We start from the raw sequence: 25,831 nt of genomic DNA on the forward strand, positions 1-25,831 counted from the left end.
CTTTACAGCACAAACTGCCGCACCCGTTTTTGCAGGTGTGGCAGTAGAGAAAAGGTTCTTGTCAATCCGGTGCAAGGGTCTCTGTTTTAAAGACCTGATAGCCCTCATAATGGTAGCTTGCATCAATGCCCTTCATATACACTTCGCGGTCATTGATCTGATCCGTCAGTGCCGTACGCAGCAGGGTCTTGATTTCTAAGTCCCTGATGGGGCTGCGCTCCATGGCAAGAAGATAATCCTCCTTGTCCACGCGGCTCCAGTCCACCACTTGATGCAGCTCTTTTTTCAGGATGCAGTCCAGCCAGATGCGGGTGCTGCGGCCATTGCCTTCCCGGAAGGGGTGCGCAACGTTCATCTCCACATACTTTTCAATGATCTGGTCAAAGGTGGACTGCGGCATGGCATCGATGCCCTCCAGCGCCGCATGCAGGTAAATGACCGGCGCAAAGCGGAAATTGCCCTTGGCGATGTTCACTGTGCGCAGCTGCCCGGCAAAATCGTAGATCTCCCCGAACAGATACGCATGGATCTTTGCAAGCCCTGCAAAGGTACCTATCGGAAAAGTATCCAGCAGACCAGTATCATACAGCGCCAGCGCCTTCTGCTTGCTCAGCTTTTCCTCTGCGCGGGCAAGGGCGACCTCATCGGTCAGCCCCAGTTTGTTTTGCAGTGCCATAAAACAGCTCCCGTCTTACAGTTTATAGATCTCGTCCATGAACTGATCCAGAATGTTATCGCCGGTCAGCTTTTTGATGGGCTGGCCGTGGATGAACAGCACGGCCTCGCCCTTGCCGCCTGCAATGCCGATATCGGCTTCGCGGGCTTCGCCGGGGCCGTTGACAACGCAGCCCATCACGGCCACCTTGATGGACTTTTTATAGCCCTGCAGCCGCTTTTCCACCTCGTTGGCGATCTCGGTGCAGGGGTACTGGGTGCGTCCGCAGGTGGGACAGGTGATGACCTCCGGCCCGGTGACGGGAAAGCCCACGGCGCGCAGGATGTTAAAGCCTGCCTCCACCTCTTTTTCCGGGTCGGCAGCCAGCGACACGCGGATGGTGTCACCGATGCCCTCCAGCAGCATGCCGCCGATGCCCATGCCGCTTTTCAGCAGACCCATCTGGTAGGTACCGGCCTCGGTGACGCCCACATGGAGCGGGTAGTCGGTGACGGCGCTGAGCTGACGGTAAGCCTCCATCATGCGGGGTACGTTGGAGTTTTTGATGGAGATGACGATGTTATTGAAATCGAACTTTTCCAGCAGACGCACATGGTACAAAGCGCTTTCCACCATGGCCTCCGGGGTGGGTGCGCCGTAGCGGGCGAGAATGTGCTTTTCCAGACTGCCGCCGTTGACACCGATGCGGATGGGGATATTCTTCTGCTGGCAGGCATCCACCACCGCCTTTACCCGGTCGTCATCGCCGATGTTGCCCGGGTTGATACGGATCTTATCTACGCCTACGTCCGCGCAGGCCAGCGCAGCCTTATAGTCAAAGTGAATATCTGCCACGATGGGAATGCTCACTGCGTTTTTGACGGCCTCGATGCACTTTGCATCTGCCGGGCTGGGGCAAGTCACCCGCAGGATCTGACAGCCTGCAGCTTCACAGCGCTTAGCCTGTGCCACATTGCCCTCGATGTCCTCCACCGGCACATTGAGCATGGTCTGCACCGCAATAGGATTGCTGCCGCCAATGGTCACATTGCCGATCTTCACTTCACGTTTTTTCTGCCGCATAAGGGTTCCCCTTTCTTATACTGTCCCGGTGATGAGCCGGAGAATATCGTTGTAGGTTGCAAAGATCATCAGCCCGAACAGCAGCCCGAAGGTTGCAAGGGTGAGCACGCTTTGCAGCTTTTCCGGCACAGCATGGCCGGTAACGCCTTCAATGACCAAAAATACCACCTTGCCGCCATCCAGCGCCGGGAAAGGCAGTAGGTTGAGGATGCCAAGGTTAACGGTAATCAGCGCCAGCAGTTCCAGCAAGTCCTGCCAGCCGTAGCTGGCGGCCTGCCCGATGGCCGACACGATGCCCACCGGGCCGGAAAGGTTGTTGATGCTCTCCCGCCCGCGCAGCAGGTCGATAAGAGAGGTGAACACGATGCGGCCGTAATACAGCACGCTGTTGCCCGCCTCCCGCAGCACGTTGCCGGGGGTCTTTTCCAGCCCGTAGACGGAAAAGCCGATGCTCATGTGGGTCTCGCCCTGTTCGTCCTGCCATGTGTCAAACTGCACCCCCGGCAGCTGCACCTTTTGGCCGTCCCGTAGGACGGTAAAATCTGCGCTGTAAGACCGGGTGTGCACCAGCTCGTACAGGATATCATTGGCTACAAAGCAGCGGCGGCCGTTCACAGCAAGTACCTGATCCCCCGCCTGCAGGCCGGTCTGCCCGCAGAGGGCACCGTCCTGAATGGCGTAGATGGTCTTGCTGGTGATGGGCTCATTCTGGGCGGCGATCAAAAACACCAACACCACAAAGCCCAACACGAAATTCATGACAGCACCGGCTACCATGACCAGTGCCCGCTGCCATACCGGCGCCTCGTTCAGGGGGACGCCTGTGGGCTGCACAGGCGCTTCCGTCTCCGGGGCGGGCTGCTCCTGCGCAGTATGGGCAGCTTCTGCCTGCTGGCTTTCGGGGCTTTCCTCTCCTTCCAGCGCTACAAAGCCGCCCACGGGCAGGGCGCGCAGGCTGTACTGGGTGCCCTTATGGTTCTTTTTCCAGAGCACCGGCCCCATGCCGATGGAAAACTCGTTGACCTGAATGCCGCAGAGCTTTGCCACAGTAAAATGCCCGAACTCGTGGATGGCGATCACCGCACTGAACACGAGCAGTGCGGCAAGAATGGTGATAATAAATGACATTCGTTCTCCTATATCGTCCCGGGGCCATTACAAAAACAGCGCCGGGGCGTATATTGCTGATAAAGCGTTACAGGTGTGCCTGCACGAATGCGCGCGCCATGCGGTCGCACTCGTACACGTCTGCCAGCGTATAGTCGCCGCCAAAGCTGTCGCTGTCCACAACAGCCTCCACCAAGCGGCCGATATCCAAAAAGCCGATCTTGTCCTCAAGGAACAGCTTAACGGCTTCCTCGTTGGCACCGTTGGCGGCGCAGGGGCCAAGACCGCCCTTGCGGATGGCCTTTTTGCAGGCGGCAAGGCAACGGAAGGTCTCTTCATCGGCTACATCGAAGGTGAGCAGCTTCAGGGTGGTAAAGTCCAGTTCCGGCACTACGCCCGGCACACGCTTTGGGTAGGTCAGGGCGTACTGGATGGGGATACGCATATCCGGCACACCCAGCTGCGCGATGATCGAATTATCGCTGAACTGCACCGCAGAGTGGACGATGCTCTGGCGCTGCACCACGATCTGAATTTTTTCCGGCGGCAGACCGAAGAGCCATACAGCCTCGATGAGTTCCAGACCCTTGTTCATCAGGGTGGCAGAATCGATGGTGATCTTCGCGCCCATATTCCAGTTGGGGTGCTTGAGGGCATCTGCCCGGGTCTTGCCGCGCAGCTGCTCGGTAGTCATGCCGAAGAAGGGGCCGCCGGAAGCCGTGAGCAGAATTTTGGTCAGGCTGGGAGCGCTTTCCTTATCCTGCAGGCACTGGAAGATGGCAGAGTGCTCGCTGTCCACAGGAAGCAGCTGTACCCCGTGCTTTTCCACAGCCTGCGTGACCAGATGACCGCCGGTGACAAGGCTCTCCTTGTTGGCCAGCGCCAAGTCGTGGCCGCTCTCGATGGCGCACAGGCTGGCACCAAGGCCGGCAATGCCCACCACACTGTTCAGCACCACATCCGGGCCGTCCAGCGCTGCCAGTTCCTTCAGCCCCTCCGGGCCGGTAAGCAGCTTGGGCGCGTTTGCCCGGCCTGCCAGCGCAGCGTCCAGCTTTGCGGCGGCATCCGGGTCGGTCATGCAGACGTATTTGGGGTGGAACTCCTCGATCTGCTGCAAGATCTTTTCCACATGGCTATGGGCAGAAAGGCCGTAGACCTCGTACCCTTGAGCGCGGATGACATCCAGACTCTGGGTACCGATGGAACCGGTAGAGCCCAGCAGTGTAATTTTTTTAGACATGATAGTTTCCTCCCCTGTATCAGGCGTAGAACACGGCGGTGATGACCATGGTCACGAAGGGTGCAATGAACATCACACTGTCGAAGCGATCCAGAATGCCGCCGTGACCCGGGAAGATGGTGCCGTAGTCCTTGATGCCGCACTGGCGCTTGACCACACTGGCAAACAGATCGCCGTAGATGCCCAGCACAGCAGCGATGCAGCCCAGCAGCGCGATAATAACATACATGGAAACGCCGATATTAGAGCGGGTAAAGGCCTCCATGCGGTTTGCCGCAATAGAGTAGATGAGGGTGGCGACCACGCCGAACACCATGGTGCCCAGCACACCGCCGATGGCCCCCTCCACCGTCTTTTTGGGGCTGACCACCGGGCACAGCTTGTGCTTGCCGAAGGCGCGGCCTGCAAAGTAGGCGCAGGTATCGCCGCCCCATGCAAAGCAGAGGATGAGCAGAATGAAGAAAACTGCGTCATAGCCAAATTTTTCCACCGGCAGACGCTCCTTGAGCAGGATAAAAGAATAGAAGCAGAAGATCACGATGCCCGAAAACACCAAAAGACCGCTGGCCTTCTGGTAGCTGATGGTGCCGTTGCGCACCACCAGATAGATGGCAAAAAAGGTGACCAGCACAAAAGACATGGGCATGACCAGCTTGCGCATGGCGCTGTAACTGGAAAGCATGACCAGCAATGTGTAGGGTACCAGCACTGCGTACATGAGCCAGTCCTTTTTTTCAAAGCCGAGGGCGCTGTAAATTTCGTGGATGGCGATCAGGGTGATGGCTGCGATCACCAGATTGAACACCATGGTGTTGAAGGTAAACATCACGCCAATGAGCACAAGAATGCCCACGATCGCAGTAATAATGCGTGTTTTCATAGGTTTGATCTCCTTTGTTCTTCCGGCAGCAGCCCCTTGCAGGGCAACGCATTCCGACCCGAGGAAGTACCGGGTCTGCCGGGTCTGCACCATAGGTGCAGGGTTTGCAATACGGACAGATTGCCGCTCAGATGCCGCCGAACCGGCGGCTGCGGTGGTTGAACTCCTCAATGGCGGTGTCCAGATCGGCGCGGGTAAAGTCCGGCCAGAGCACATCCATCTCCACCAGCTCTGAATAGGCGGCCTGCCAGAGCATGAAGTTGGACAGCCGCTTTTCGCCGCTGGGACGCAGGATAAAGTCCGGGTCCTTCTGTCCGGCGGTATACATGGCATCGCTCATCATCTGCTCGTTGATATCCTCGGGGCGGATCTCGCCTGCTGCAGCCTTTGCTGCCAGCTGCTGCGCTGCCCGCACGATCTCCGGGCGGCCGCCGTAGTTGATAGCGATGTTCAGGGTCATGCCGGTCTTGCAGGCAGAGTCCCCTTCCAGTTCATTCATCATCTTTTGCAGCTTGGGATCCAGCGCGGTGCGGTCACCTAAGAACTTGATGCGGATATTGCGGTTTTTGTAGTCAAAACCCTCGATGAGGTACTGGGCGAACAGCTTCATGATGGCACCCACCTCTTCCAGCGGGCGCTTCCAGTTCTCGGTGGAGAACGCGTAGAAATACACCGATGCTACGCCAAGTTCATCGCAATAGTTGGCAATATCCTTGAACACCGCCGCACCTTTTTTGTGTCCTGCGGTGCGGGGCAGACCGCGGTTTTTCGCCCAGCGGCCATTGCCGTCCATGATGATGCCGATGGAAAGCCCCTCGGCAAATTCTTTGGGGTGTGCCATTTATACCTCCCGGCAGCAGGGCTGCCCTGCAAAAAGTGCCGCGCACCTTTCACCAGCGCACGGCACCTCCCAGTTGTTATTGTGTGCTGCGGATCAGACGGCCATGATCTCCTTCTGCTTTTCTTCCACGGCAGCATCAATGTTCTTGATATACTTATCGGTCAGCTTCTGGACATCCTCTTCCATGGTCTTTTGGGTGTCCTCGGTCAGTTCGCCAGCCTTCTTCATGGCCTTAGCCTTATCCATAGCGTCGCGGCGCACGTTGCGCACAGCGACCTTGGCGTCTTCGCCCAGCTTGGAAACTTCCTTAGCAAGCTGCTTGCGGCGCTCCTCGTTGGGTGCGGGGAAGTTCAGGCGGATGGTAACGCCGTCATCAATGGGGGTGATGCCCACATCGCTGGCCATGATCGCCTTGCTGATGGGACGCAGCAGAGTGCGATCCCAAGGGGTGATGGTGAGGGTGCGTGCCTCAGAGACTGCCACAGCGGCCAACTGCTGGATGGGGGTGGGTGCACCGTAGTAATCCACGACCACCTTATCCAGCACGGCGGGGTTTGCGCGGCCTGCGCGCACCGCGGCCAGCTCGCGGCTGAGGTGCTCCACAGAGCTCTTCATCTTATCTTCGAAAACCTTGGTGTTGCTGCTCATTGTCGTTGTTCTCCTGTTTCTTTATTCTATTGATCCATGCAGGCAGCGCACTGCGCTGCTGCTCTATCCAATCGTATGCAGTTGCACCGGGGTGCTATGCTCAGCCCTCGTAGACCAGCGTGCCCACGTTTTCGCCCTGCACAGCCCGTGCAATGTTGTCCGGGTCAGCCAGATCAAACACCAGAATGGGCAGCTTGTTGTCGCGGCACAGGGTAGCTGCGGTACCGTCCATAACAGCCAGCTGATCCTCCAGCACCTTGGTAAAGGTAAGGGTATCGTACTTTTTGGCATCCGGGTACTTGTGGGGATCCTTATCGTAAACGCCGTCCACCATGGTTGCCTTGAACATCACATCGGCGCTCACCTCCACGGCGCGCAGGGCGGTAGCCGTATCGGTAGAGAAGAAGGGGTTGCCGGTGCCGCCACCGAACACTGCGATCTTGCCCTCATCCATGGCGCGCAGAGCGTCCTTGCGGGTAAAGGCAGGGGCCACCTGCGGCATGGTGATCGAGGTGAACACCTCGGTGGGCACACCCAGCTGCTCCAGCTTATCGGAAACAGCCAGTGCGTTCATCACCGTAGCCAGCATACCGATCTTATCGGCCAGGGTGCGCTCCATCTTACCGCTGGAACGGCCGCGCCAGAAGTTGCCGCCGCCTACCACGATGCCGATCTGCACGCCCAGCTCGTGAGCCTTTTTCACGCCGCCGCAAATGGCGTCCATGGTGGGCTCATCAAAGCCCATGCCCTTTTCGCCGCCCAGCGCCTCGCCGCTGATCTTCAGAAGGATACGCTTATATTTCAATGCCATAATCCAAACACCACCTGTTTTATCTTTCGCCGGATAGCCCCGGCAGTTTTGCTATATTATATTTTACAATAAAACTCCCACAATGTAAACAGTCAAACGCGCCGTTCTTCGCAAAGCTTTTGTGAACGGATGCGCAGCGCCCGCAAAGCCTGCTTCTGTTCCGGGGAGATGCGGTAGCTTTCCACCGCTTTCTGGATGGTCTTGTTGTGCGTCCACACGTCCAGCCGCTTTTCGGTCAGCCACGGCAGCGCCGCTGCCGGCTGCTTTGCCAGTGCAGTGGCAAAATACCACGCCCGCATCATATTGACATAGTATTCCTCGCTGTGCACCGCCGCCACCCAAGCCAGATATTCCAGCCGGAAGGCATCGTCCAGATAATACCGCATCAGCATCCCGATCCCGTAGCGCACGGTATACGTCCGGTCAGAGCCCAGCCAGCGCCGGATAGCGGGCAGCAACTCCGGCTTATGCTGCGCAAACACCTTGGGGCTGAAGCTATCGCAGACTGCCCAGTTATCCACATAGGGCAAAAAACGCTCAGTTGCCGCCAGCGCTGTGCCGTAATCCCGGACAGGCTCCAGCAGAAAGGCGTGGAGAGCGTTTTCTTCATAATAAAAATGCGGCAGATCTTGCAGAAACACCTCCGCTTCCGGGGTATCCACCAGCTGTTTTGCCAGCCTGCGCAGCAGCGGCACCCGCACCCCGATCACCGTTTCCGGTGGCAGGGTGGGCATCAGGCGGCTGTAAAAGACCTGATATTCCTTATCTTGCAGCGCAAGCAGCTGCGCACGGATCACATCCACTTCCGGCATTTTGTCACTTCCCTTCTGCACCATTGTACCAGATGGGAGGGAAAATGCAAAGAGAAAAGGCTCCACCTTTCTCAGATGAAGCCTTTGGAGCATCCCGCGCTTTCTATAATAGTATCCCCGTTTCTGTTTTTCCTGCTTGTTTACCCCACTCTCTGCCGCTTATCCAGCCGCATCTTATCGGCTATCATCGCGATGAACTCCGAGTTGGTAGGCTTACCGCGCAGGTTATGGATGGTATAGCCGAAGTAGCTGTTAAGGGTATCCACGTCTCCCCTATCCCATGCCACCTCGATGGCATGGCGGATGGCGCGCTCCACCCGGCTGGCGGTAGTGCCGTTTTTCTTGGCGATTTCCGGGTACAGGCGCTTGGTCACGGCGTTGATGTACTCCGGCTCGTTCATGGTGAGCAGGATGGCATCCCGCAGGAACTGGTAGCCCTTGATGTGCGCAGGCACGCCAATTTGGTGCAGTATTTCGGTGACGGTCAACTCGTCGCTGTCCACGCTGGTATGGAGCAGGTGCTTTTCCTGTCCACTTGCCGCCTTGAGCACCCGGGCTGCGAGCACGCTTTCGTCAAAGGGCTTGACGAAATAGTAGGCAAAGCCCTCGTCCAGCAGCTCCTGTACCATTTCCTCGCTCTGGAACGCGCCGGTGACGAAAAACGAGGTGTGGCGCTCCCCTGCGGCGTTGTAGCGCTGCTTGACCGCCAGCGCATCCAGCCCGGGCATAAAGGCATCCAGCAGCACTACCTGCGGGCGAACGGCCAGCATCTTTTGCAAAACTTTATTTCCGTCCTTTTCCACAACGGTCACTTCCACGCCCTTTTGCTCCAGCGCCTCACGACAGGCTTCTGTGATCTGAGCACCAGTATCCGACATCAAGAATCTCACTTTATCCATGGTTGTTTCCTCCAATGTGTGCAGTTCCCTTAACACCATGGATTTTACCATAATTTTCCAGATAGTTCAACGGTTTATTTTGGGAAATTGTGGAAATTCCGCTCGAATGTCATACTTTTTTATGCTGCTGCGTCCGTTCCGGGCACGGAATGTGCCTGTTCCAGCATGGTTTGTGCAAAAATACCGTAGCCTCGTGTCGGGTCGTTGACCAGCACATGGGTCACTGCACCCACCAGCCGTCCGTTTTGCAGGATGGGGCTTCCGCTCATCCCCTGCACGATGCCGCCGGTCTGCGCCAGCAGTGCCGGGTCTGTGACGCGCAGCACCATGTTGCGGTGCGGGTCGGCGTCGTTCACCTTTTCTATATAGACACGGTAGCTGCGGGGCGTTTCGCCGCTGGTAGTGGTCAGGATCTCTGCCGCACCGGGCAGCACCTCCTGCGCAAAGGCGATTTCCGTCTGCTGCCCCGCAATCGCAGTGCTTACCGTTCCGTAGACGCCGTTTTCGCCGTTGATGCAGATCCTGCCAAGGGCATGGTCGCTGATAAATTTGCCCTTCAGCTCCCCGGGGCTTCCGGCGGTGCCGCCGGTGCAGCCCACGATCTGGCAAGTCACGATCTCGCCACTGCGCAGGGCAACCCGCTCGCCGGTGTCACTGTCGCTGATAGGGTGCCCCAGCCCGGCAAACACCCCGGCTTGTACGTCCACAAATGTCAGAGTACCCACCCCGGCGGAAGAGTCCCGCACCCACATTCCTGCCCGCCACTGGGCGTTCTGGGTATCCCACACCGGCAAAAGAGTGGTCTGCCGCTGCTCTCCTTTGCGGACGTAGACCACCTCCACCGCCGCACCGGCGGCGGCTTCCAGCGCGGCATGGACCTGCTCGTTGGTCTCGGTGACGGTGTTTCCCATGCGGATGACCCGGTCGCCCAGCCGCAGCCCCGCCTGCTTTGCGGGGTTCACCGTACCGACGGCAGTGTGCACCTCGGAAAAGCCCACCACAAGCGCTCCCTCTGAAAACATTTTCACCCCAAAGGGCGTACCGCATACCGTGACCGTGGGGCGCTGCATCACGGTGGCGCGGATGGTCTTGACCGGCAGCCAGCCGCCCAGTGCCAGCGTGGTCTGATAGCTGCCCGCTGCCCGGGTGCTGGCCACGTTGCGGCTGCCGTGTCCGCGCAGCGGTTCCACCCAGCCAAAGCGGGGCAGCGCAAGGGGCTGCTCCGGCTCCAGATAGACCTGCTCCGGCAGGGCGCACCACAGCCAGCCCAGCGCCGCCACGGCGGCCACCAGCAGATAGGCACCCATGATCTTCCCCCACCGGATGATGCTGTGCTTAGACATTTTACGGCCTCCCTGCGCATTTTTCAGATCTATTATGCGCCGAAAAGGACGAAAAAACCGCACCCGCATCCAAAAATGGACACAGGTGCGGTTATGATTTTTACAGAGACAGGCGCTTATGCGTCCTGCAGCTCGCCGCGGCTGGCGGCTTTGAGGTAGGCGAAGATGAATTCATCGATATCGCCATCCATCACGGCATCCACGTTGCCGGTCTCGTAGTTGGTGCGGTGATCCTTGACCATGGTGTAGGGCATGAACACATAGCTGCGGATCTGGTGGCCCCATGCGATCTCGTTCTGCACGCCCTTGATGTCGTCGATCTTATCCATGTGCTGTTGCTTGGCGATCTGGTAGAGCTTCGCCTTCAGCATTTCCATAGCGTAGTCGCGGTTCTGGAACTGGCTGCGCTGGGTCTGGCAGTTGACCACGATGCCGGTGGGCTTGTGGATCAGACGGACAGCGGAAGAGGTCTTATTGATGTGCTGGCCACCGGCGCCGGAGGAGCGGTACACCTGCATCTCGATATCCTCGGGGCGGATGTCCACCTGAATGGTGTTGTCCAGTTCCGGCATGACTTCCAGAGAGGCAAAGCTGGTCTGGCGGCGGGCGTTGGCGTCAAAGGGAGAAACACGCACCAGACGGTGCACACCGTTCTCGCTCTTGAGCAGACCGTAGGCGTTGGCACCCTTGACCATCATGGAAGCACTCTTCAGACCGGCTTCGTCGCCGTCCTGATAATCCAGCACCTCCACGGTCATACCGTGTGCCTGTGCCCACTTATTATACATACGATACAGCATCTCGGCCCAGTCCTGAGCCTCGGTGCCGCCGGTGCCTGCGTGGAAGGTAAGGATGGCGTTGCTGTGGTCGTACTCGCCGTTCAGCATGGTCATCAGCTGCAGTTCCTCCACAGCCTTGCCCACGGTGTTCACAGCCTCCTCGGCCTCGGGGATCATGGCGGGGTCGTACTCCTCGTCCAGCATCTCCAGCATGGTCTCGGCGTCATCGTACAGGCCCTGCAGCTTTTCAAAGCGGTTCAGCTTGCCCTTCAGGTCGCCGACCTCGTCAAAGACCTTTTTGCTCAGCTCTGTATCATCGTAAAAGCCGGGGCGGGACATGGTGTGTTCCAGCTCCTGCACGCGCTTGCGGCTTGCTTCAATGGCCAGTGCTTCTTCCAGGTCCTTAACGGCCTTGGCGTGCTCGGCCAGCTGCACTTTCAGTTCATCAATCGTGATCATTCTCTAAGTTCCTCTCGTTCAAGGGTTTTCATCATAACAGATAACGTCCCCGGCAGGGTGCAAAACGCACGCACAGCGCGTATTTTCTGCCCTACCAAAAGACACAGTTTATACACAGATACTTCATTAGTATACCGAGAATCTGTGATAAAGTAAAGAGGAAAAATACTATCTTGCCGGAATTTTGAAGATTTTCACCTTTTCTTTTCATTCCCGGGGGAGTATAATACCAGTATGATCGATTTCACAGGAGGATATCATGCCGAAATATTATGGCTGTCCCTGTGAGGGCTGCGGCAAGCCGCTGACCCTTCAGGACGACATCGTGGTCTGCCCGGACTGCGGTGCACCCTATCACCGCACCTGTTATGAGAAGATGGGTCTGTGCATCCACGCCCCTGCCCATGGCGCAGGCTACGAGTGGAAGTTCCCTTATCAGGATGCACAGCTGCGCACCTGCCCCGCCTGTGGGGAGCGCACCCTGCGCAGCGAAAGCGTCTGCCGCTGCTGCGGCGCTGCCCTGCCCCCGGAGAGTAGTGCAGAACAGCCCAACGACCGTGCTGCCGCCAGCGCCGAGCAGAACCGGGATTTCGATTACAGCGGGATGTACCGGGATGAAATGTACCGGAACTTTACGGAAAAGGTCGTTGACCCGGTGCACCGCAACGTGCGCGCCGCTTTTGGCAAGGATGAACTGATCGACGGCGTACCCTATCAGGACTGGGTGGATTTTATCGGCACAGCCGCGCCGGTCTACCTGAACGATTACAGCCAGATGCAGCTGCGCCACTCCAAGATCTCCTTGAGCTTTTCGGCGCTGCTGTTCGGTCCCTTCTACTTTTTCTATCGCAAGGCGTGGAAACCGGCCTTCGGCTTTCTGGCCGCAGAGCTGCTGCTGTTCGTCCCTACTCTAATCAGTATGATGCAGACCACCGGCAGCCCGCTGACTGCCGGCATCAGTGCTTCCGCACTGGTGGCGCTGAGCCGCATCATGTCCCTTCTCAGCTTTGCACTGATGCTGGTACGGGGACTATATGGCAAGTGGCTCTACCGCCGCAGCGCAGCTGCACGCATCCGCCGCATCCGTGCCGAGTTTCCGGACCCGGAGCAGCGCCGCGCCGTGCTGAACGCACAGGGCGGCGTCAGCATTGCAGCCTGCATCGGGGCGTTCATTCTGCTGATGATCGTAGGCAGCCTTTGTTCCATGCTGCTGGGGCCGGACCTGAATGCATTGGTAGGCACCTTTATTTGATATGTTTCACGCAGGATGGGGATCCTGCTGAAAAGCGCGGTTCGCCGTGCATAAAATGAGAACATGGGAGAATCATTATGAAAAAAGTCACCAAAGCCGTTATTCCGGCTGCGGGTCTTGGCACCCGCGTACTGCCCGCTACCAAGGCAATGCCCAAAGGTATGCTGCCCCTCGTGGACAAGCCCGCCATCCAGTATCTGGTGGAGGAGGCCGTTCGCTCCGGCATTACCGATATTTTGATCATTCTGGGCCGCAACCAGAGCATTATCGAGGATCACTTTGACCGCAGCCCCGAGCTGGAAGAAAAGCTGGCAAAGCCCGGCAAGGAAAAGATGCTGGAAGAGTGCTTGGGCATTGCCAATCTGGCCAATATCCTGTTCGTGCGCCAGAAGGAGACGCTGGGTCTGGGCCATGCAGTCAACACCGCCAAGGCCTTTACCGGCGATGATCCCTTTGTGGTCATCTACGGCGACGACGTGATCTGGGGCGAGGATCCGGTCTGTGCCCAGCTGATCCGCGCCTACGAGGAGTTTGGCCGCCCGGTCGCCGGTGTATCCGCCGTGCCTTGGGAGGATGTGAGCCGCTACTGCAGCTTAAAGACCACTCCTATCCACGACAACTACTTCTTTGTGGATGACATGATCGAGAAGCCCAAGAAGGGGCAGGAGTTCAGCAACTATTCCATTCTGGGCCGTGTGCTGCTGACCCCGGAGATCTACGAGATCCTTGCCCACACCAAGCCCGGTGCCGGCGGCGAGATCCAGCTGACCGATGCCATGGCAGAGTACGCCCGCACCCGCGGCGGCATGACCGCTGTGGAGTTTACCGGCAAGCACTACGATATGGGCAACAAGCTCAAGGTCGTGGAGGCGCAGGTGGAGCTGGCATTGCAGCACCCCGAGATCGGCGAGGAGTTCCGCGCCTACCTGAAGGAGTTCTGCAAAACGCTGTAAAGATGCTGCATAAACAATAAAAACAGGGCTGTTGCACGAAACAATGTGCAACAGCCCTGTTTTTGCATATATTCAGATGAAAAAAGGGGTTCCGAAATGCCCGCAGGCGTTTCAGAACCCCAAATACAAACCTGATTTAGTTTGCCTGACTGGGATGCGGCACGGGCGGGCGCTTGGTGAACATGGCCTTGAGTGCCAGCGGGGTAGCCACGCTGGACACCACGATCAGCAGGATCACGGCGGTAAAGTAGACCGGATCTACTACGCCGATGGCCAGACCCTTCTGCGCCACAATCAGTGCCACCTCGCCGCGGGTCATCATACCGACACCGACCTTCAGGGAATCGTCCCAGTTAAAGCGGCAGATCTTTGCAGCCAGACCGCAGCCGATGATCTTGGTGATCAGTGCCACCACCACGAAGCAGACGCAGAAGAGTAAAATCTCCGGGGTCAGGCCGCTGATATCGGTCTTAAGGCCGATGGAGGCAAAGAAAATCGGCGCAAAGATAACATAGTTGCTGATATCCACCCGGCGCTCCACATAGGGTGCGTCATCCATGGTGCACAGCACGATGCCTGCAATGTAAGCACCGGTGATATCGGCGATGCCGAAGTATTCCTCAGCAATGTAGGCCATGGCAAAACAGAACGCCATGCTCACGATAGTGATACGCTGGGTATGGGGATTGCGCTGATCCAGCCACTTCATGGCGTAGTGCACCACAAGGCCAACGCCCAGTGCGGTGGCAAAGAACAGCAGGGTGTTGAACAGCACCTTGCCCAGACCCGTACCGGTGCCGCTGCTGGCGCCCAACACACAGGTGAGCACCACGATGCCGATGACATCATCAATGACAGCGGCACTGACGATGGTAGTGCCCAGAAAACTCTTCAGGTGCCCAAGCTCCTGCAAGGTAGCCACCGTGATGGACACACTGGTGGCGGTCATAATGGTGCCGATGAACAGTGCTCGGTAGAACTCCGGGCTGCCAACTGCGGCAAAGCCGTAGAACGCACCATATAATAAGGTGCCGCCCACCAGAGGCACAGCCACGCCAACGGTAGCAATCAGGGTGGCGATGGGGCCGGCCTTGATCAGCTCTTTCAGGTTGGTGCCGAGGCCGGTGGTGAACATGAGCATCACAACGCCAATCTCTGCAAAGACGGAGATGGAGTCGCTGATCTGCACCAGATTCAGCACACAGGGGCCGATGAGCAGGCCGGCGATAATCTCACCCACCACCTGCGGAGCCTTGCACTTACGCGCCACCAGTCCGAAGAATTTCGCGCTTAAGATGATGATTGCCAGATCTCGAAACAACGAATACATGGATTATCCTCCTTTTATTTTTCCCACTTCCCTGCCACTGCCGGAGCCCCGGCCCTGCCATACTGCAGGGAAAGCGTTTACATTATAGTCCTTTTTACCAAAAAATGCAAAACATTTTTTATCGTTCTTTTTGTTAAAAAAGCTTGACAGAAGCAAAGAAGCTTGCTATAATAAATTGCTGTCTGAACAGACACGCCGCACAGGCCGCGATGCCGCAGCCTGTGTACCCTTGGCCTTGCAGATCCGCAGGGCCCTCAAGTCCAAAAGGAGGTGCTACAAAAATGGCAAAGTACGAAACCATGCTGATTACCAGCGCCGCTCTCGATGAGGAGGCTTCCGCCGCTCTGGTGGGTAAGTTCAAGTCCCTGATCGAGGCTAACGGTACGATCGATTCTATCGACGAGTGGGGCAAGCGCCGTCTGGCCTACCCCATCAACGACGAGGAAGAGGGCGTCTACACCGTGATCAACTTCACCAGCGAGCCCAGCTTCCCCGCTGAGCTGGACCGTGTGTACAAGATCACTGAAGGCGTTATGCGCAGCCTGATCATTGCTCACGAGGAGTAATTCTTCTGTGACAGAAAGGGAAACCGTACTATGTTGAATGTTGTTGCTATCATGGGTCGCCTTGCACGTGACCCTGAAATGCGTCAGACCACTACCGGCAAGAACGTTGCTTCGTTCCGCATTGCCTGCGACCGCGGGCGCCGCGATGCCAATGGGCAGAGCGTGGCGGACTGGATCGATGTGGTTGCATGGGATCGGCAGGCCGAGTTTGTCTGCCGCTATTTCCAGAAAGGTTCCCTGATCGTTGTGGACGGTCGTTTGCAGTCCCGTCAGTATCAGGATAAGACCGGCGCAAACCGCACTGCCGTTGAGGTGGTTGCCAGCAACATCAACTTTGCAGGCCCCAAGAGCAGCAATGCAGGTGACGGAAACGGCTATCAGAATGCCGCTCCGTCCTACCAGAACGCAGCGCCTGCCCGCCCGGCTGCTGTGGAGGCAGCTCCCAGCTACTCTGCCGGTAATGCAGACGACTTCGCCGTCATCGACGACAGCGATGACCTGCCGTTCTGACACGAAACGGTCTATCCGTTAAAAATCCAATAGGAGGTAATAAGCAATGGCTTTTGAAAGAACCGAAGGCTCTCGCCCCGCACGCCCCATGCGTCGCGGCCGCAAGAAGGTTTGCAGCTTCTGTGTCGATCGCATCGACACCATCGATTACAAGGACGTGCCCCGTCTGCGTAAGTACGTCTCTGAGCGTGCTAAGATCATTCCCCGCCGTGTGACCGGCACCTGCGCTTACCATCAGCGCGCACTGACCATCGCCATCAAGCGTGCTCGTCACGTTGCTCTGATGCCCTACGTCAGCGACTAATTTTTAAAAAACCAACCCGATCAAAATAATCAGCAATCAGCAAAGCGCTTTCACCGATGACAAGGTGAGAGCGCTTTTTTGCTTGCGTTAGATATACTGTTCACACCAATGTTTTGCCTTCTCCCCCACCTGCCGAGCTGTCAGCCCATCGGTAGAAAGAAATGTTACGTTTTTCTTTTCCCGGAACCATTCCCGTTTCAGCGGCAGAAGATGGTTCAGGTAATACGCAAAGAATTCCCGGGAATGGTGGTATCTCCCGCTTTACGGGCACGCAGGACGGATTCGGAAGCGTCCAGAAGCAGAATATGCTCCGGCATACAAGCCTGCACTGCTGCAAGCTCCGGTGCTAAGGCTTGCCGAATTGCTTCGATCTCCCACTCCAGCCCCCTGCTTTTGGGGTAGTTCAAGGTGTAGAACTCAATCTCCTCCGCGCCGAAATCCATCACAGCGTGGGGGTATTTTTTTGCTTTCTGCCCGCGGCGTAGCTCATTGCGCAAAAAAAGCCGTTGGATCTCCAGATAGTCCGCATAACAGTTCTTATTCAGCCCACGCCGCTTTATCTTTGCAAGGACGGCAGCGTTGTCCTCAAAGCAGACCTGTACCTGCTGGCAGTGCTGTTCCAGATAGCGGGCCACCGTGGTCTTTCCCACTGCCATGCAGCCCTGCAAAGATAAGATCATAACATTTCACCCCTCTCTTTTTTCACATAGTATAGCACTTTCAGCTGCGTACCGGAAAGCGTTTTCCTCGCAGAAAGTTACAAACCGGTACAATTGTCCCGGGTGTTTCCGACTTGTACCGGGAATTATCGGTATTTTCGGTTCTGCTGCTTTGTCCGCAAATCAAACTGCACAAACACAGGGCAGTTCATTGCACACCTTGTACAAAGTTGAATTAACCTTATTGATTTTTTATACAGAATGTGCCATACTAATGTCACTGGGAACGTTCCCGACAACGTTCCCGAAACACTTTCAGAAAGCGAGGCTCGCCGACATGGCAAATCTGACCATCAAGGATATTGCACGGATCAGCGGCTGCTCCGTCAGCACCATCTCCCGTGTGATTAACGACAGGCCGGATGTTCGCCCGGAGACCAAGGAGCACGTTCTGAAAGTGATGCGGGAGGCCGGGTTCGTGCCCAACACCAACGCCCGACAGCTGAAGATCCAGCAGTCCCGCAGTCTGGTGTTCGTAGTTAAAGGCACCCGGAACATCTTCTTTTCCGATTTTCTGGTGCAGCTCCAGCGCGCCGCCACCCTGTACGGGTACAACGGCATCGTCTCTTATCTGGACGAGAACGCCAACGAGATCGACGCCGCCGAAAAGATCCTACGGGAGATCAAACCCAAAGGCATCATCTTTCTGGGCGGCAGCGTGGCCAACTTCCAACGGGGCTTTGACAGCATCAATGTCCCCTCCGTGCTCACCACGCTGGTCACGGACGAGCTGGACTTTCCCAACCTTTCCATGGTGGGTGTGGATGATCGGGCAGCGGCCTATACCGCTGTGGACTATCTCATCCGGCAGGGACACCGCAAGATCGCTGTTCTGGGCGGTCCGGTGACCAGCTACCCCAGTGTGATGCGCCGCAAGGGCGCACAGGAGGCCATGGAGGATGCGGGCATCCTGTTCAACGACAAGCTGTACGGTCTGTCCAACTACGATTTCGAGTCCGCCTACCACGCCATGAACAGCCTGCTGGCCCGTCGGGCAGATTTCACCGCCTTATTTGCCATGAGCGACGTTATCGCCTTTGGTGCTATCCGGGCGCTGGTGAGCGCCGGGTTCCGAGTGCCGGAAGATGTTTCGGTGATCGGCTTTGACGGCATCACGATGTCCCGCTACTGCGTGCCGGTGATGACCACCATTGTTCAGCCCAGCGAGCAGATCGCGCTGCAAAGCATCGAGCTGCTGGTACGGCAGATCGAGCATGGCTCCCCTGCCCAGACCGTGACCTTGCAGCCGGAATTGCAGCAGGGCGAAAGCGTAAGGGCAATTTAAATTTTGTATTCCCTCCGTCGAAGGACGGAGAGTATATAGTTGATCTGTAATTTTAATAAGAAGGAGAACTTATTATGAAAAAGATGATCACTCGTCGTAACTTCCTGAAGGCCGCTGGCGTTTCTGCCGCTGCTCTGGGTCTGGCTGCCTGCGGCGGCTCTTCCAGCAGCACCGCTTCCTCTGCTGCCAGTTCTACCGCTGCTTCCAGCACCGCTGCAAAGGCAGACGGCAAGGTCTACTATCTGAACTTCAAGCCCGAGCAGGATCAGGATTGGCAGGATCTGGCCGCTGAGTACACCAAGGAGACCGGCGTGCCTGTGACCGTTGTCACCGCCGCTTCCGGCCAGTATGAGACCACCCTGATGAGCGAGATGGAGAAGAGCGAGGCTCCCACCCTGTTCCAGGTGAACGGCCCTGTTGGTCTGGCAAACTGGAAGGATTACTGCTACGATCTGTCCGGCAGCCAGCTGTACGGCGAGCTGACCAGCGACTCCTTTGCACTGAAGGACGGCGACGCTGTTACCAGCATTGCATACGTCATTGAGACCTACGGCATCATCTACAACAAGGAACTGCTGACCGCTGCCGGTTACAAGCAGGAGGACATCAAGGGCTTTGCCGACCTGAAGAAGGTCGCTGATGACATTCAGGCCCGTAAGGCTGAGCTGGGCGTGGACGGTGCTTTCACCTCCGCCGGCATGGATGGTTCTTCTGACTGGCGTTTCAAGACCCATCTGGCAAACCTGCCCATCTACTACGAGTACAAGGCAGACGGCATTGGCTCCACCGACGCCATCAAGGGCACCTATCTGGACAACTACAAGCAGATCTGGGATCTGTACATCACCGATTCCACCTGCGATCCCAAGCTGCTGGCTTCCAAGACCGGCAACGACGCTGTGGCTGAGTTTGTGGGCAAGAAGGCTGTGTTCTACCAGAACGGCACTTGGGCTTACAATGATGTGAAGGATCTGGGCGACGACAATCTGGGTATGCTGCCCATCTACATCGGCGTGGACGGCGAGGAGAACCAGGGCCTGTGCACCGGTTCCGAGAACTTCTGGTGTGTCAACAACACCTCTTCCGAGGCTGACATTCAGGCTACTCTGGACTTCCTGTACTGGTGTGTCACCTCTGAGGCCGGCACCAGCGCAATGGCTGACAAGATGGGCTTCGTCATCCCCTTCAAGAAGGCTAAGGACTCCACCAACCCCCTGATCACCATTGCAAACCAGTATGTGGCCGACGGCAAGACCAGTGTTGACTGGTGCTTCTCCACCATGCCTTCCGAGGAGTGGAAGAACGGCGTGGGCAGCGCTCTGACTGCATACGCAGCAGGCACCGGCAAGTGGGACGATGTTGTCACCGCATTTGTGGATGGCTGGGCCAAGGAGTACAAGCTGGCCAACGGCTAAACCTTTGACCTGAGATCTCCCTAAGAACTAAAACGGGAGGCGGGCGAAAAGTTCGCCCGCCTCCTTTCTTTTTTATCAGACAGCTCCCTGAGGAGGTATATCATGCAAAAAGCCATTAGTAAATACTGGCCGATATTTGTGCTTCCTACTCTGGTCGCCTTTATCATCGGCTTCATCTGGCCCTTTATCTGGGGCGTTTACCTGTCCTTCCAGCGGTTCACCACCGTTTCCAAGACCACCTTTGTGGGCATCCAGAACTACATCTCGGTATTTCAGGATTCCACCTTCCTGCACGCCTTCGGCTTTACGGCGGTGTTTACCGTAGTGAGCACTGTGCTCATCAATGTGTGCGCCTTTGCCATTGCGCTGGTGCTGACCCGCGGCATCAAGGGCACCAACATCTTCCGTACCGTGTTCTTTATGCCCAACCTGATCGGCGGCATCCTGCTGGGCTACATCTGGCAGATCCTGCTCAACGGCGTGCTGGCCAACCTGCAGAAGCCTCTGCTGGCTCTGGATGCCAAGGCCGGTTTTGTCGGTCTGGTCATCCTGATGTGCTGGCAGCAGATCGGCTACATGATGATCATCTATGTGGCCGGCCTGCAGAGCGTGCCCGGCGACCTGATCGAGGCCGCTAAGATCGACGGCGCAAACGACCGCGAGATCCTGTTCAAGATCAAGATCCCCATGGTCATGCCCAGCGTGACCATCTGCACCTTCCTGACCCTGACCAACAGCTTCAAGCTGTTCGACCAGAACGTAGCCCTGACCGCAGGCGAGCCCGCCAACGCAAGTGAAATGCTGGCTCTGAACATCTACAACACCTTCTACGGCCGCTCCGGTGCGCAGTGGAAGGGCATTGGTCAGGCAAAGGCCGTAGTGTTCTTCCTGATCGTGGTGGTCATCTCGCTGATCCAGCTCCACTTTACCCGCTCTAAGGAGGTGCAGCAGTAATGTCGAAACGGAAAAGAACCTGGGATGTCATCCTTATTGTTGTAATGGTGCTTCTCTGCCTGCTGTGGATCTACCCCATCGTGCTGATCCTGCTGAACAGCTTAAAGACCGAAGGCAGCTTTACCACTTCTACGGTGTTCCGTCTGCCCACCGCCGAAACCTTTGCCGGTCTGCGCAACTACGTTTACGGCGTGACCAAGATGGACTTCCTCTCCAGCATGGGTTACAGCCTTCTGATTACTATCACCAGCGTGGTGCTGATCCTGCTGTGCTGCTCCATGACCGGTTGGTACCTGACCCGCGTAAACAACAAGCTGAGCAAGTTCATGAACCTGCTGATCGTGTTCTCCATGGTCGTCCCCTTCCAGATGGTCATGTTCACCCTGTCCAAGACCGCTGACCGGCTGAAGCTGAACAACCCTTGGAACATCTGCATCATCTATCTGGGCTTCGGCGCTGGTCTGGCCGTGTTCATGTTTACCGGCTTTATGAAGAGTGTGCCCATGGAGATTGAGGAAGCCGCCATGATCGACGGCTGCAACCCCATCCAGATCTTCTTCAAGGTCGTGTTCCCCATCCTGAAGCCTACCATGATCTCCACCGCTATTCTGGAGACCATGTGGGTATGGAACGACTATCTGCTGCCCACGCTGGTGCTGGATATCAAGAAGTACCGCACCATCCCCATGGCCATCCAGTATTTCCGCGGCGGCTACGGCCGCGTGGAGCTGGCTCCCATGATGGCCTGCATCATCATTGCGATCATCCCCATTATTATCCTCTACATGACCTGCCAGAAGTACATCATCGAGGGTGTCGTGGCCGGTGCTGTAAAGGGCTAAGGAGGTGCACGTTATGCGTGCAAGCGGCATTTTGATGCCGGTGTTCAGTCTGCCGGGGCCTTTTGGCATCGGTACGCTGGGCAGTGAAGCGACCGCATTCGTTGATTTTCTGGCCGAGGCAAAGCAGACCTATTGGCAGATTTTGCCCATCGGCCCTACCGGCTATGGCGACAGCCCCTACCAGAGCTTTTCCGCCTTTGCCGGAAACCCCTACTTTATTGATTTTCGTCTGCTGGCGGCAGATGGCTATCTGACCGCCGAAGAGATCCCCGCCGCGCAGCCGGTGAGCACCGTTGACTACGGTGCGCTGTACAACCAGCGCCCGGTGCTGCTGAAAAAGGCCGCCGACCGGCTGCTGGCCGCCCCCTCCCCTGCTTATGAAGCCTTCTGCGCGGCGCAGAGCTTCTGGCTGGAGGACTACGCCCTGTTTATGGCTGTGAAAGCGGAACAGGGACAGGCTGGCCTTGCTGACTGGCCGGACGCCCTGCGCTGCCGCGAACCGGAGACCATTGCCGCCGCAAAAGCACGGCTGGCTGACCAGATCTGCTACCACAAGGCAGTGCAATTCTTCTTCTATACCCAGTGGAACGCACTGAAAGCTTATGCCAACCGCAAGGGTGTCCTGTTGGTGGGTGATATCCCCATCTACGTCAGCCCGGATTCCAGCGACCTGTGGACTCACCCGGAGTTGTTCCAGACCGATGGACAGATGCACCTGACCCATGTAGCCGGCTGTCCGCCGGATGCCTTTGCGGCAGACGGCCAGCTGTGGGGCAACCCGCTGTACGACTGGCCCGCCCACAAGGCCACTGGCTTTGACTGGTGGAAGCAGCGCATGAAGCACGCCACCTCTATCTACGATGTGGTGCGCATCGACCACTTCCGGGGCTTTGAGAGCTACTATTCCATCCCTGCCGGAAGCACCACGGCTGCGGGCGGTCACTGGGAAAAAGGCCCCGACCGGGACTTTATCCACGCCATGCAGCAGGCGCTGGGCAGCGGCAATATCATCGCCGAGGATCTGGGCTACTTGACCCCGGAGGTGAAGGCGATGCTGGCCGAGAGCGGTTACCCGGGCATGAAGATCATGCAGTTCGCCTTCGACAGCCGGGAGTCGGGCAACTACCTGCCCCACACCTACCCCCGCAACAGCGTGGTGTACACCGGCACCCACGACAACGTGACCACTGAGGGCTGGCGCAACAACGCCAGCGCCGAGGATGTGGCATACGCCTGCCGGTATCTGCGCTGCACACCGGAGACCCTGACCGAAGGCATGATCTGCGCATGCCTTGCCAGCGTTTCGGATACTGCCATCATCCCGCTGGCAGACTGGCTGCATCTGGGCAGCGAGGCCCGCATCAACACCCCCAGCACACAGGGCGCAAACTGGCACTGGCGGCTGGCGCAGCCCCTACCCGCAACATTGGCCGGGCATATCGCCGAGCTGACCACGCTGTATGAGCGTGTGCCGGAAAGGCTTTAAATGCCCGTTTCCCTTTCGTCTGACAACCTGTAAAATACACAAGGCATCTGCTTTGCCCGCTGCTGCGTCCTGCGCAGCACAGCGGGTACGGGCAGATGCCTTTGTTGTCCTCTTTTTCAGCACGTTTTTGCTACAACATTTTTTCGCCGTAAAAAAAGCAGGCGCTTTGCGTGTTTACAGCGTATTCAGGTCAGTTTTTCAGCATTCCGTCACAATATATTCACAAATGTATCATGGTTTTCAAACCCGCGCTCTCTTGTCATTTTTGTGCAGATATGCTACAATTCAGTTACTAGATGAACTGCCCCTTGGGGAGTTCTGTGTACGAAAGGAGTTTTCCATCATGGATCATACATATCAGCGCCCGCTGCAGCTGCCTGCCGGCTACTCTGTGCTCTCTGCCGAGGAGATGACCTACACCGAGGGCGGTGCCTTTTCCATCAACATCACCCCGCAGCAGGTCATGGCCTTTGGCATCAATGTTACGGTAAATCTGCTGGGCTTGATGGGGCGCTATGCGTTCCAGGGCGCAGTCTCCGGTATGCAGAATGCCCTGAACGATGGTTTGAGCGTTGGTGATGCCATAGGGCACTACTGGGGCAAGCTGAACACATGGAGCAAGGTTGCCACAATCGGTATGGCTGGTCTGGGCGGTTATTATGCCTATTGTCAGGCACGCAGCATCTATCTCTCCATCAAAAATCTTGTGGACGCCTTTAAGAATACGTACAACGAAATTCAGGCCAAAAAAAAGGCAGAGCAGGAGGCCGCCGAGCAGCAGAATTGTCTGCCTACTCTGGTAGCTCTGTGCTGATCTTTCATCGACCCGGAAAGGAGTGTTCTTATTTATGAAAAAGCTTCAGCTGCCCTCTTCCTACGCAGCCCTCTCCCCCGAGGAGCAGCGTGCTGCCTTTGGTGGCAGCGAATTCGGCGATGCTGTCGGCAGCTTTTTTGATAATCTGCACTTTGGTGATTTCTTCTGGGAAGGTGGGCTGATCTCGTTTTCCTTCACATTCGTGCCCATGCTGCTTTTCCGCATGGTCAAGGCGGGTGTGCAAACCGGGATCAAGCTCTCTCAGCAGATCGGCCGCCTGCTTGGCATCACCCGCGAGACTGCCGTCACTGCCGTCCAGTATCTGGATAATGTTCAGCAGAGAGGTGCCAAACCGGTCGAGAATTCTCTCCCCCAGCCTTTTTCGCTGCAACAGTAAGCCATAAAAATAAGCCGTGCATCCCGGAGCATTCCGGTCATGCACGGCTTTTTGTTTTGTTCAGATCACCCGGACTGCGCCCTGCTCCCGCAGGCGCAGCACATAGCAGCTGCCCTGCCCGAACACCCGCTCAATGGCTGTATGGTACCGCCCGAGCAGCCGCCCGGGCACATAGGCTTGGATGGTGCCTGCAAAGCCGCCGCCCTGCATCCTCCACGCGCCCTCGGTGCCTTCCAGAATGCTCTGGCTCAAGGCCAGCGCCACCGACAGCCCCTGATGCCGCACATCCGCTGTGCAGTACACGTTCTGGCACAGCGCAAAGGAAGCCTGTCCGCTCTGCTTCACCAGCCCCGCAAACACCGGAAACCGCTTTGCGTAAAGCGCATCCCGCTGCGCCAGCGTGCGTGCGTTTTCCTCAAAATAATGGATTGCCCGCAGCACCGCACGGTCTCCGCAGCGGCTGCGCAAGGCAGGCAGTGCCGCCCAGAATGCCGTCTCTTGTACCTGCCCCAGCAGCGGCTTACCAAAGCAGGCGGCCACCTGCTCCATCTCCTGCCGGATGGCTGCAAACTCTCCGGTCAGCTCGCTGTGGCTGCCCCGGGTATCGGTGACGCAGAGGAACATTCCCTCCGGCAGCAGACCGTCTGCGTGGAGTTTTTCAATCTTTGGGGTGCGCGCATCGGCAAAATCTGCAAAGATAATACCGCCCACCGCACTGGTCAGCTGATCCAGCAGGCCGCTGGGCTTGCCGAAATAGGTATTTTCCGCATACTGGCAAATGCCGGCCAGCTCTGCCGGGGTCAGCCCGGTACTGTATTCCTCGTTCCAGATGGAGGCCATGCCCATCTCAAACGCCGCCGAACTGGACAGCCCGGAGCCGCGCAGCACATCGCTGGCGGTATAGGCATCAAAGCCGCCGATCCGCTTGCCCACTGCGCGGAATCCCTCGGCAATGCCGCGGATCAGACTGGCCGAGTGGGTGCTCTCCCCTGCCTGCGGCTCTGCGGTGGCAAGATCAATGACATCCAGTTTGTTGAAGCCCCGGGACTTGACCCGCACATAGCCATCCGTGTTGCGGGCCGCCACCGCCACCAGATCCAGCGTGACCGCCGCCGCAAGGCCATAGCCGCCCTGATGATCCGTGTGGTTACCGCCCAGCTCTGCCCGCCCCGGTGCAGAGTACACCTGCACCTGCCGCCCGGGGCCGAAATACAGTTCGAACTGTTCCAGCGCAGCCGCATAGCGCCCGCGCTGCCGTTGCAGCACCGCCGGGTCTGCCCCATAAAGTGCAGCAAGTGCGTCGTCCCAGCTGCCCTGCAGGATCTGTTTTCTGAGTTGTGCACTGGTGGCCATGACAGTTCCTCCCTCCAGAATAAACGATTCTGCTCTTTTTGCTTATTGTAATGCATTTCGGGCTTTTTTTCAATTTATTTGACCCAAAAATCCA

At 57.3% G+C, this 25,831-nt stretch carries 27 protein-coding genes; 12 read left to right on the forward strand and 15 right to left on the reverse strand.

All coding sequences use genetic code 11. The features are described 5' to 3' along the window. Nucleotides 1–61: 61 nt before the first annotated feature. The 12 genes from DXB44_RS00205 to prfB form a co-directional block, all read right to left on the reverse strand. Complete coding sequence (locus tag DXB44_RS00205; RefSeq protein WP_118657322.1) at nucleotides 62–676, reverse strand: Fic family protein; 615 nt, start codon at nucleotides 674–676, stop codon at nucleotides 62–64. A 15-nt stretch (nucleotides 677–691) separates the two neighbouring features. Then, complete coding sequence (gene ispG / locus DXB44_RS00210) at nucleotides 692–1,738, reverse strand: flavodoxin-dependent (E)-4-hydroxy-3-methylbut-2-enyl-diphosphate synthase (protein ID WP_118657323.1); 1,047 nt, start codon at nucleotides 1,736–1,738, stop codon at nucleotides 692–694. 15 nt (nucleotides 1,739–1,753) lie between these two features. Continuing rightward, nucleotides 1,754–2,866 (reverse strand): site-2 protease family protein, encoded by a 1,113-nt coding sequence (locus tag DXB44_RS00215; protein WP_118657324.1) that lies wholly within the window; start codon nucleotides 2,864–2,866, stop codon nucleotides 1,754–1,756. A 67-nt stretch (nucleotides 2,867–2,933) separates the two neighbouring features. After that, nucleotides 2,934–4,085: a 1-deoxy-D-xylulose-5-phosphate reductoisomerase gene (dxr, locus tag DXB44_RS00220; protein ID WP_015538102.1), complete on the reverse strand. Its 1,152-nt coding sequence runs from the start codon at nucleotides 4,083–4,085 to the stop codon at nucleotides 2,934–2,936. A 19-nt stretch (nucleotides 4,086–4,104) separates the two neighbouring features. Continuing rightward, the gene (locus DXB44_RS00225; protein WP_113621110.1) at nucleotides 4,105–4,965 is read right to left on the reverse strand and encodes a phosphatidate cytidylyltransferase; all 861 of its coding nucleotides are present in this window, start codon (nucleotides 4,963–4,965) and stop codon (nucleotides 4,105–4,107) included. Nucleotides 4,966–5,092: 127 nt separating this feature from the next. Then, the gene (uppS, locus tag DXB44_RS00230) at nucleotides 5,093–5,806 is read right to left on the reverse strand and encodes a polyprenyl diphosphate synthase (RefSeq protein ID WP_117930162.1); all 714 of its coding nucleotides are present in this window, start codon (nucleotides 5,804–5,806) and stop codon (nucleotides 5,093–5,095) included. A gap of 93 nt (nucleotides 5,807–5,899) precedes the next feature. Continuing rightward, entirely contained in the window at nucleotides 5,900–6,454 is a 555-nt protein-coding gene (gene frr / locus DXB44_RS00235) for a ribosome recycling factor (RefSeq protein WP_055185167.1), read from the reverse strand. Between the two features lie 100 nt (nucleotides 6,455–6,554). Continuing rightward, nucleotides 6,555–7,265 (reverse strand): UMP kinase, encoded by a 711-nt coding sequence (pyrH, locus tag DXB44_RS00240; protein ID WP_005923912.1) that lies wholly within the window; start codon nucleotides 7,263–7,265, stop codon nucleotides 6,555–6,557. A 92-nt stretch (nucleotides 7,266–7,357) separates the two neighbouring features. Further along, nucleotides 7,358–8,077, reverse strand: a complete 720-nt coding sequence (locus DXB44_RS00245) for a DNA alkylation repair protein (RefSeq protein ID WP_118657325.1) — start codon at nucleotides 8,075–8,077, stop codon at nucleotides 7,358–7,360. Nucleotides 8,078–8,217: 140 nt separating this feature from the next. Then, entirely contained in the window at nucleotides 8,218–8,976 is a 759-nt protein-coding gene (gene spo0A, locus DXB44_RS00250) for a sporulation transcription factor Spo0A (RefSeq protein ID WP_015538099.1), read from the reverse strand. Between the two features lie 119 nt (nucleotides 8,977–9,095). Then, entirely contained in the window at nucleotides 9,096–10,319 is a 1,224-nt protein-coding gene (gene spoIVB, locus DXB44_RS00255; RefSeq protein WP_118657326.1) for a SpoIVB peptidase, read from the reverse strand. 116 nt (nucleotides 10,320–10,435) lie between these two features. Further along, complete coding sequence (prfB, locus tag DXB44_RS00260) at nucleotides 10,436–11,557, reverse strand: peptide chain release factor 2 (protein WP_055185158.1); 1,122 nt, start codon at nucleotides 11,555–11,557, stop codon at nucleotides 10,436–10,438. 259 nt (nucleotides 11,558–11,816) lie between these two features. Between prfB and DXB44_RS00265 the strand changes: the two genes are divergently transcribed. After that, nucleotides 11,817–12,809 (forward strand): RING finger protein, encoded by a 993-nt coding sequence (locus DXB44_RS00265; protein ID WP_118657327.1) that lies wholly within the window; start codon nucleotides 11,817–11,819, stop codon nucleotides 12,807–12,809. Nucleotides 12,810–12,886: 77 nt separating this feature from the next. Further along, complete coding sequence (locus DXB44_RS00270; protein WP_055185157.1) at nucleotides 12,887–13,762, forward strand: UTP--glucose-1-phosphate uridylyltransferase; 876 nt, start codon at nucleotides 12,887–12,889, stop codon at nucleotides 13,760–13,762. A gap of 136 nt (nucleotides 13,763–13,898) precedes the next feature. Here the strand turns inward: DXB44_RS00270 and DXB44_RS00275 are convergent, their stop codons facing one another. Beyond that, nucleotides 13,899–15,092: a cation:proton antiporter gene (locus tag DXB44_RS00275; protein ID WP_118657328.1), complete on the reverse strand. Its 1,194-nt coding sequence runs from the start codon at nucleotides 15,090–15,092 to the stop codon at nucleotides 13,899–13,901. A 281-nt stretch (nucleotides 15,093–15,373) separates the two neighbouring features. On the opposite strand from DXB44_RS00275, the gene rpsF reads away from it, so the two are divergent. From rpsF to rpsR, 3 genes are read left to right on the forward strand one after another with little or no spacing between them, the layout of a single operon-like run. Further along, nucleotides 15,374–15,658 carry a 30S ribosomal protein S6 gene (gene rpsF, locus DXB44_RS00280; protein WP_005923879.1) on the forward strand — a complete coding sequence of 95 codons (285 nt, stop codon included), beginning with the start codon at nucleotides 15,374–15,376 and terminating at the stop codon, nucleotides 15,656–15,658. Between the two features lie 30 nt (nucleotides 15,659–15,688). Further along, the gene (locus DXB44_RS00285) at nucleotides 15,689–16,168 is read left to right on the forward strand and encodes a single-stranded DNA-binding protein (protein ID WP_055185153.1); all 480 of its coding nucleotides are present in this window, start codon (nucleotides 15,689–15,691) and stop codon (nucleotides 16,166–16,168) included. Nucleotides 16,169–16,214: 46 nt separating this feature from the next. Continuing rightward, a complete protein-coding gene (gene rpsR, locus DXB44_RS00290; RefSeq protein ID WP_015538096.1) occupies nucleotides 16,215–16,472 on the forward strand; it encodes a 30S ribosomal protein S18 in 258 nt (85 codons plus the stop codon). A 215-nt stretch (nucleotides 16,473–16,687) separates the two neighbouring features. Here rpsR and DXB44_RS00295 read toward each other — a convergent pair whose 3' ends face one another. Continuing rightward, nucleotides 16,688–17,152 carry a hypothetical protein gene (locus tag DXB44_RS00295; protein ID WP_243110988.1) on the reverse strand — a complete coding sequence of 155 codons (465 nt, stop codon included), beginning with the start codon at nucleotides 17,150–17,152 and terminating at the stop codon, nucleotides 16,688–16,690. Nucleotides 17,153–17,468: 316 nt separating this feature from the next. Between DXB44_RS00295 and DXB44_RS00300 the strand changes: the two genes are divergently transcribed. From DXB44_RS00300 to DXB44_RS00330, 7 genes are all read left to right on the forward strand, one after another. Beyond that, nucleotides 17,469–18,476 (forward strand): LacI family DNA-binding transcriptional regulator, encoded by a 1,008-nt coding sequence (locus DXB44_RS00300; RefSeq protein ID WP_118657329.1) that lies wholly within the window; start codon nucleotides 17,469–17,471, stop codon nucleotides 18,474–18,476. Between the two features lie 74 nt (nucleotides 18,477–18,550). Next, nucleotides 18,551–19,891 (forward strand): ABC transporter substrate-binding protein, encoded by a 1,341-nt coding sequence (locus DXB44_RS00305; protein WP_055185147.1) that lies wholly within the window; start codon nucleotides 18,551–18,553, stop codon nucleotides 19,889–19,891. 102 nt (nucleotides 19,892–19,993) lie between these two features. Beyond that, entirely contained in the window at nucleotides 19,994–20,845 is an 852-nt protein-coding gene (locus tag DXB44_RS00310; protein ID WP_118657330.1) for a sugar ABC transporter permease, read from the forward strand. After that, nucleotides 20,845–21,687 carry a carbohydrate ABC transporter permease gene (locus DXB44_RS00315; RefSeq protein WP_055185143.1) on the forward strand — a complete coding sequence of 281 codons (843 nt, stop codon included), beginning with the start codon at nucleotides 20,845–20,847 and terminating at the stop codon, nucleotides 21,685–21,687. Before DXB44_RS00310 ends, DXB44_RS00315 begins: the two co-directional genes overlap by 1 nt. 13 nt (nucleotides 21,688–21,700) lie before the next feature. Beyond that, nucleotides 21,701–23,173 (forward strand): 4-alpha-glucanotransferase, encoded by a 1,473-nt coding sequence (gene malQ, locus DXB44_RS00320; RefSeq protein ID WP_118657331.1) that lies wholly within the window; start codon nucleotides 21,701–21,703, stop codon nucleotides 23,171–23,173. 343 nt (nucleotides 23,174–23,516) lie between these two features. Then, on the forward strand, nucleotides 23,517–23,987 hold the full coding sequence (locus DXB44_RS00325; RefSeq protein ID WP_242852897.1) for a hypothetical protein: 471 nt from the start codon (nucleotides 23,517–23,519) through the stop codon (nucleotides 23,985–23,987). A 34-nt stretch (nucleotides 23,988–24,021) separates the two neighbouring features. Then, nucleotides 24,022–24,384, forward strand: a complete 363-nt coding sequence (locus tag DXB44_RS00330) for a hypothetical protein (RefSeq protein ID WP_118657332.1) — start codon at nucleotides 24,022–24,024, stop codon at nucleotides 24,382–24,384. Nucleotides 24,385–24,444: 60 nt separating this feature from the next. Here the strand turns inward: DXB44_RS00330 and DXB44_RS00335 are convergent, their stop codons facing one another. After that, on the reverse strand, nucleotides 24,445–25,737 hold the full coding sequence (locus DXB44_RS00335; protein ID WP_118657333.1) for a galactokinase family protein: 1,293 nt from the start codon (nucleotides 25,735–25,737) through the stop codon (nucleotides 24,445–24,447). Between the last annotated feature and the right edge of the window lie 94 nt (nucleotides 25,738–25,831).

The sequence above is a fragment of the Faecalibacterium sp. OM04-11BH genome (genome assembly GCF_003482185.1).
Classification (GTDB): Bacteria; Bacillota; Clostridia; order Oscillospirales; family Ruminococcaceae; genus Faecalibacterium; species Faecalibacterium tardum.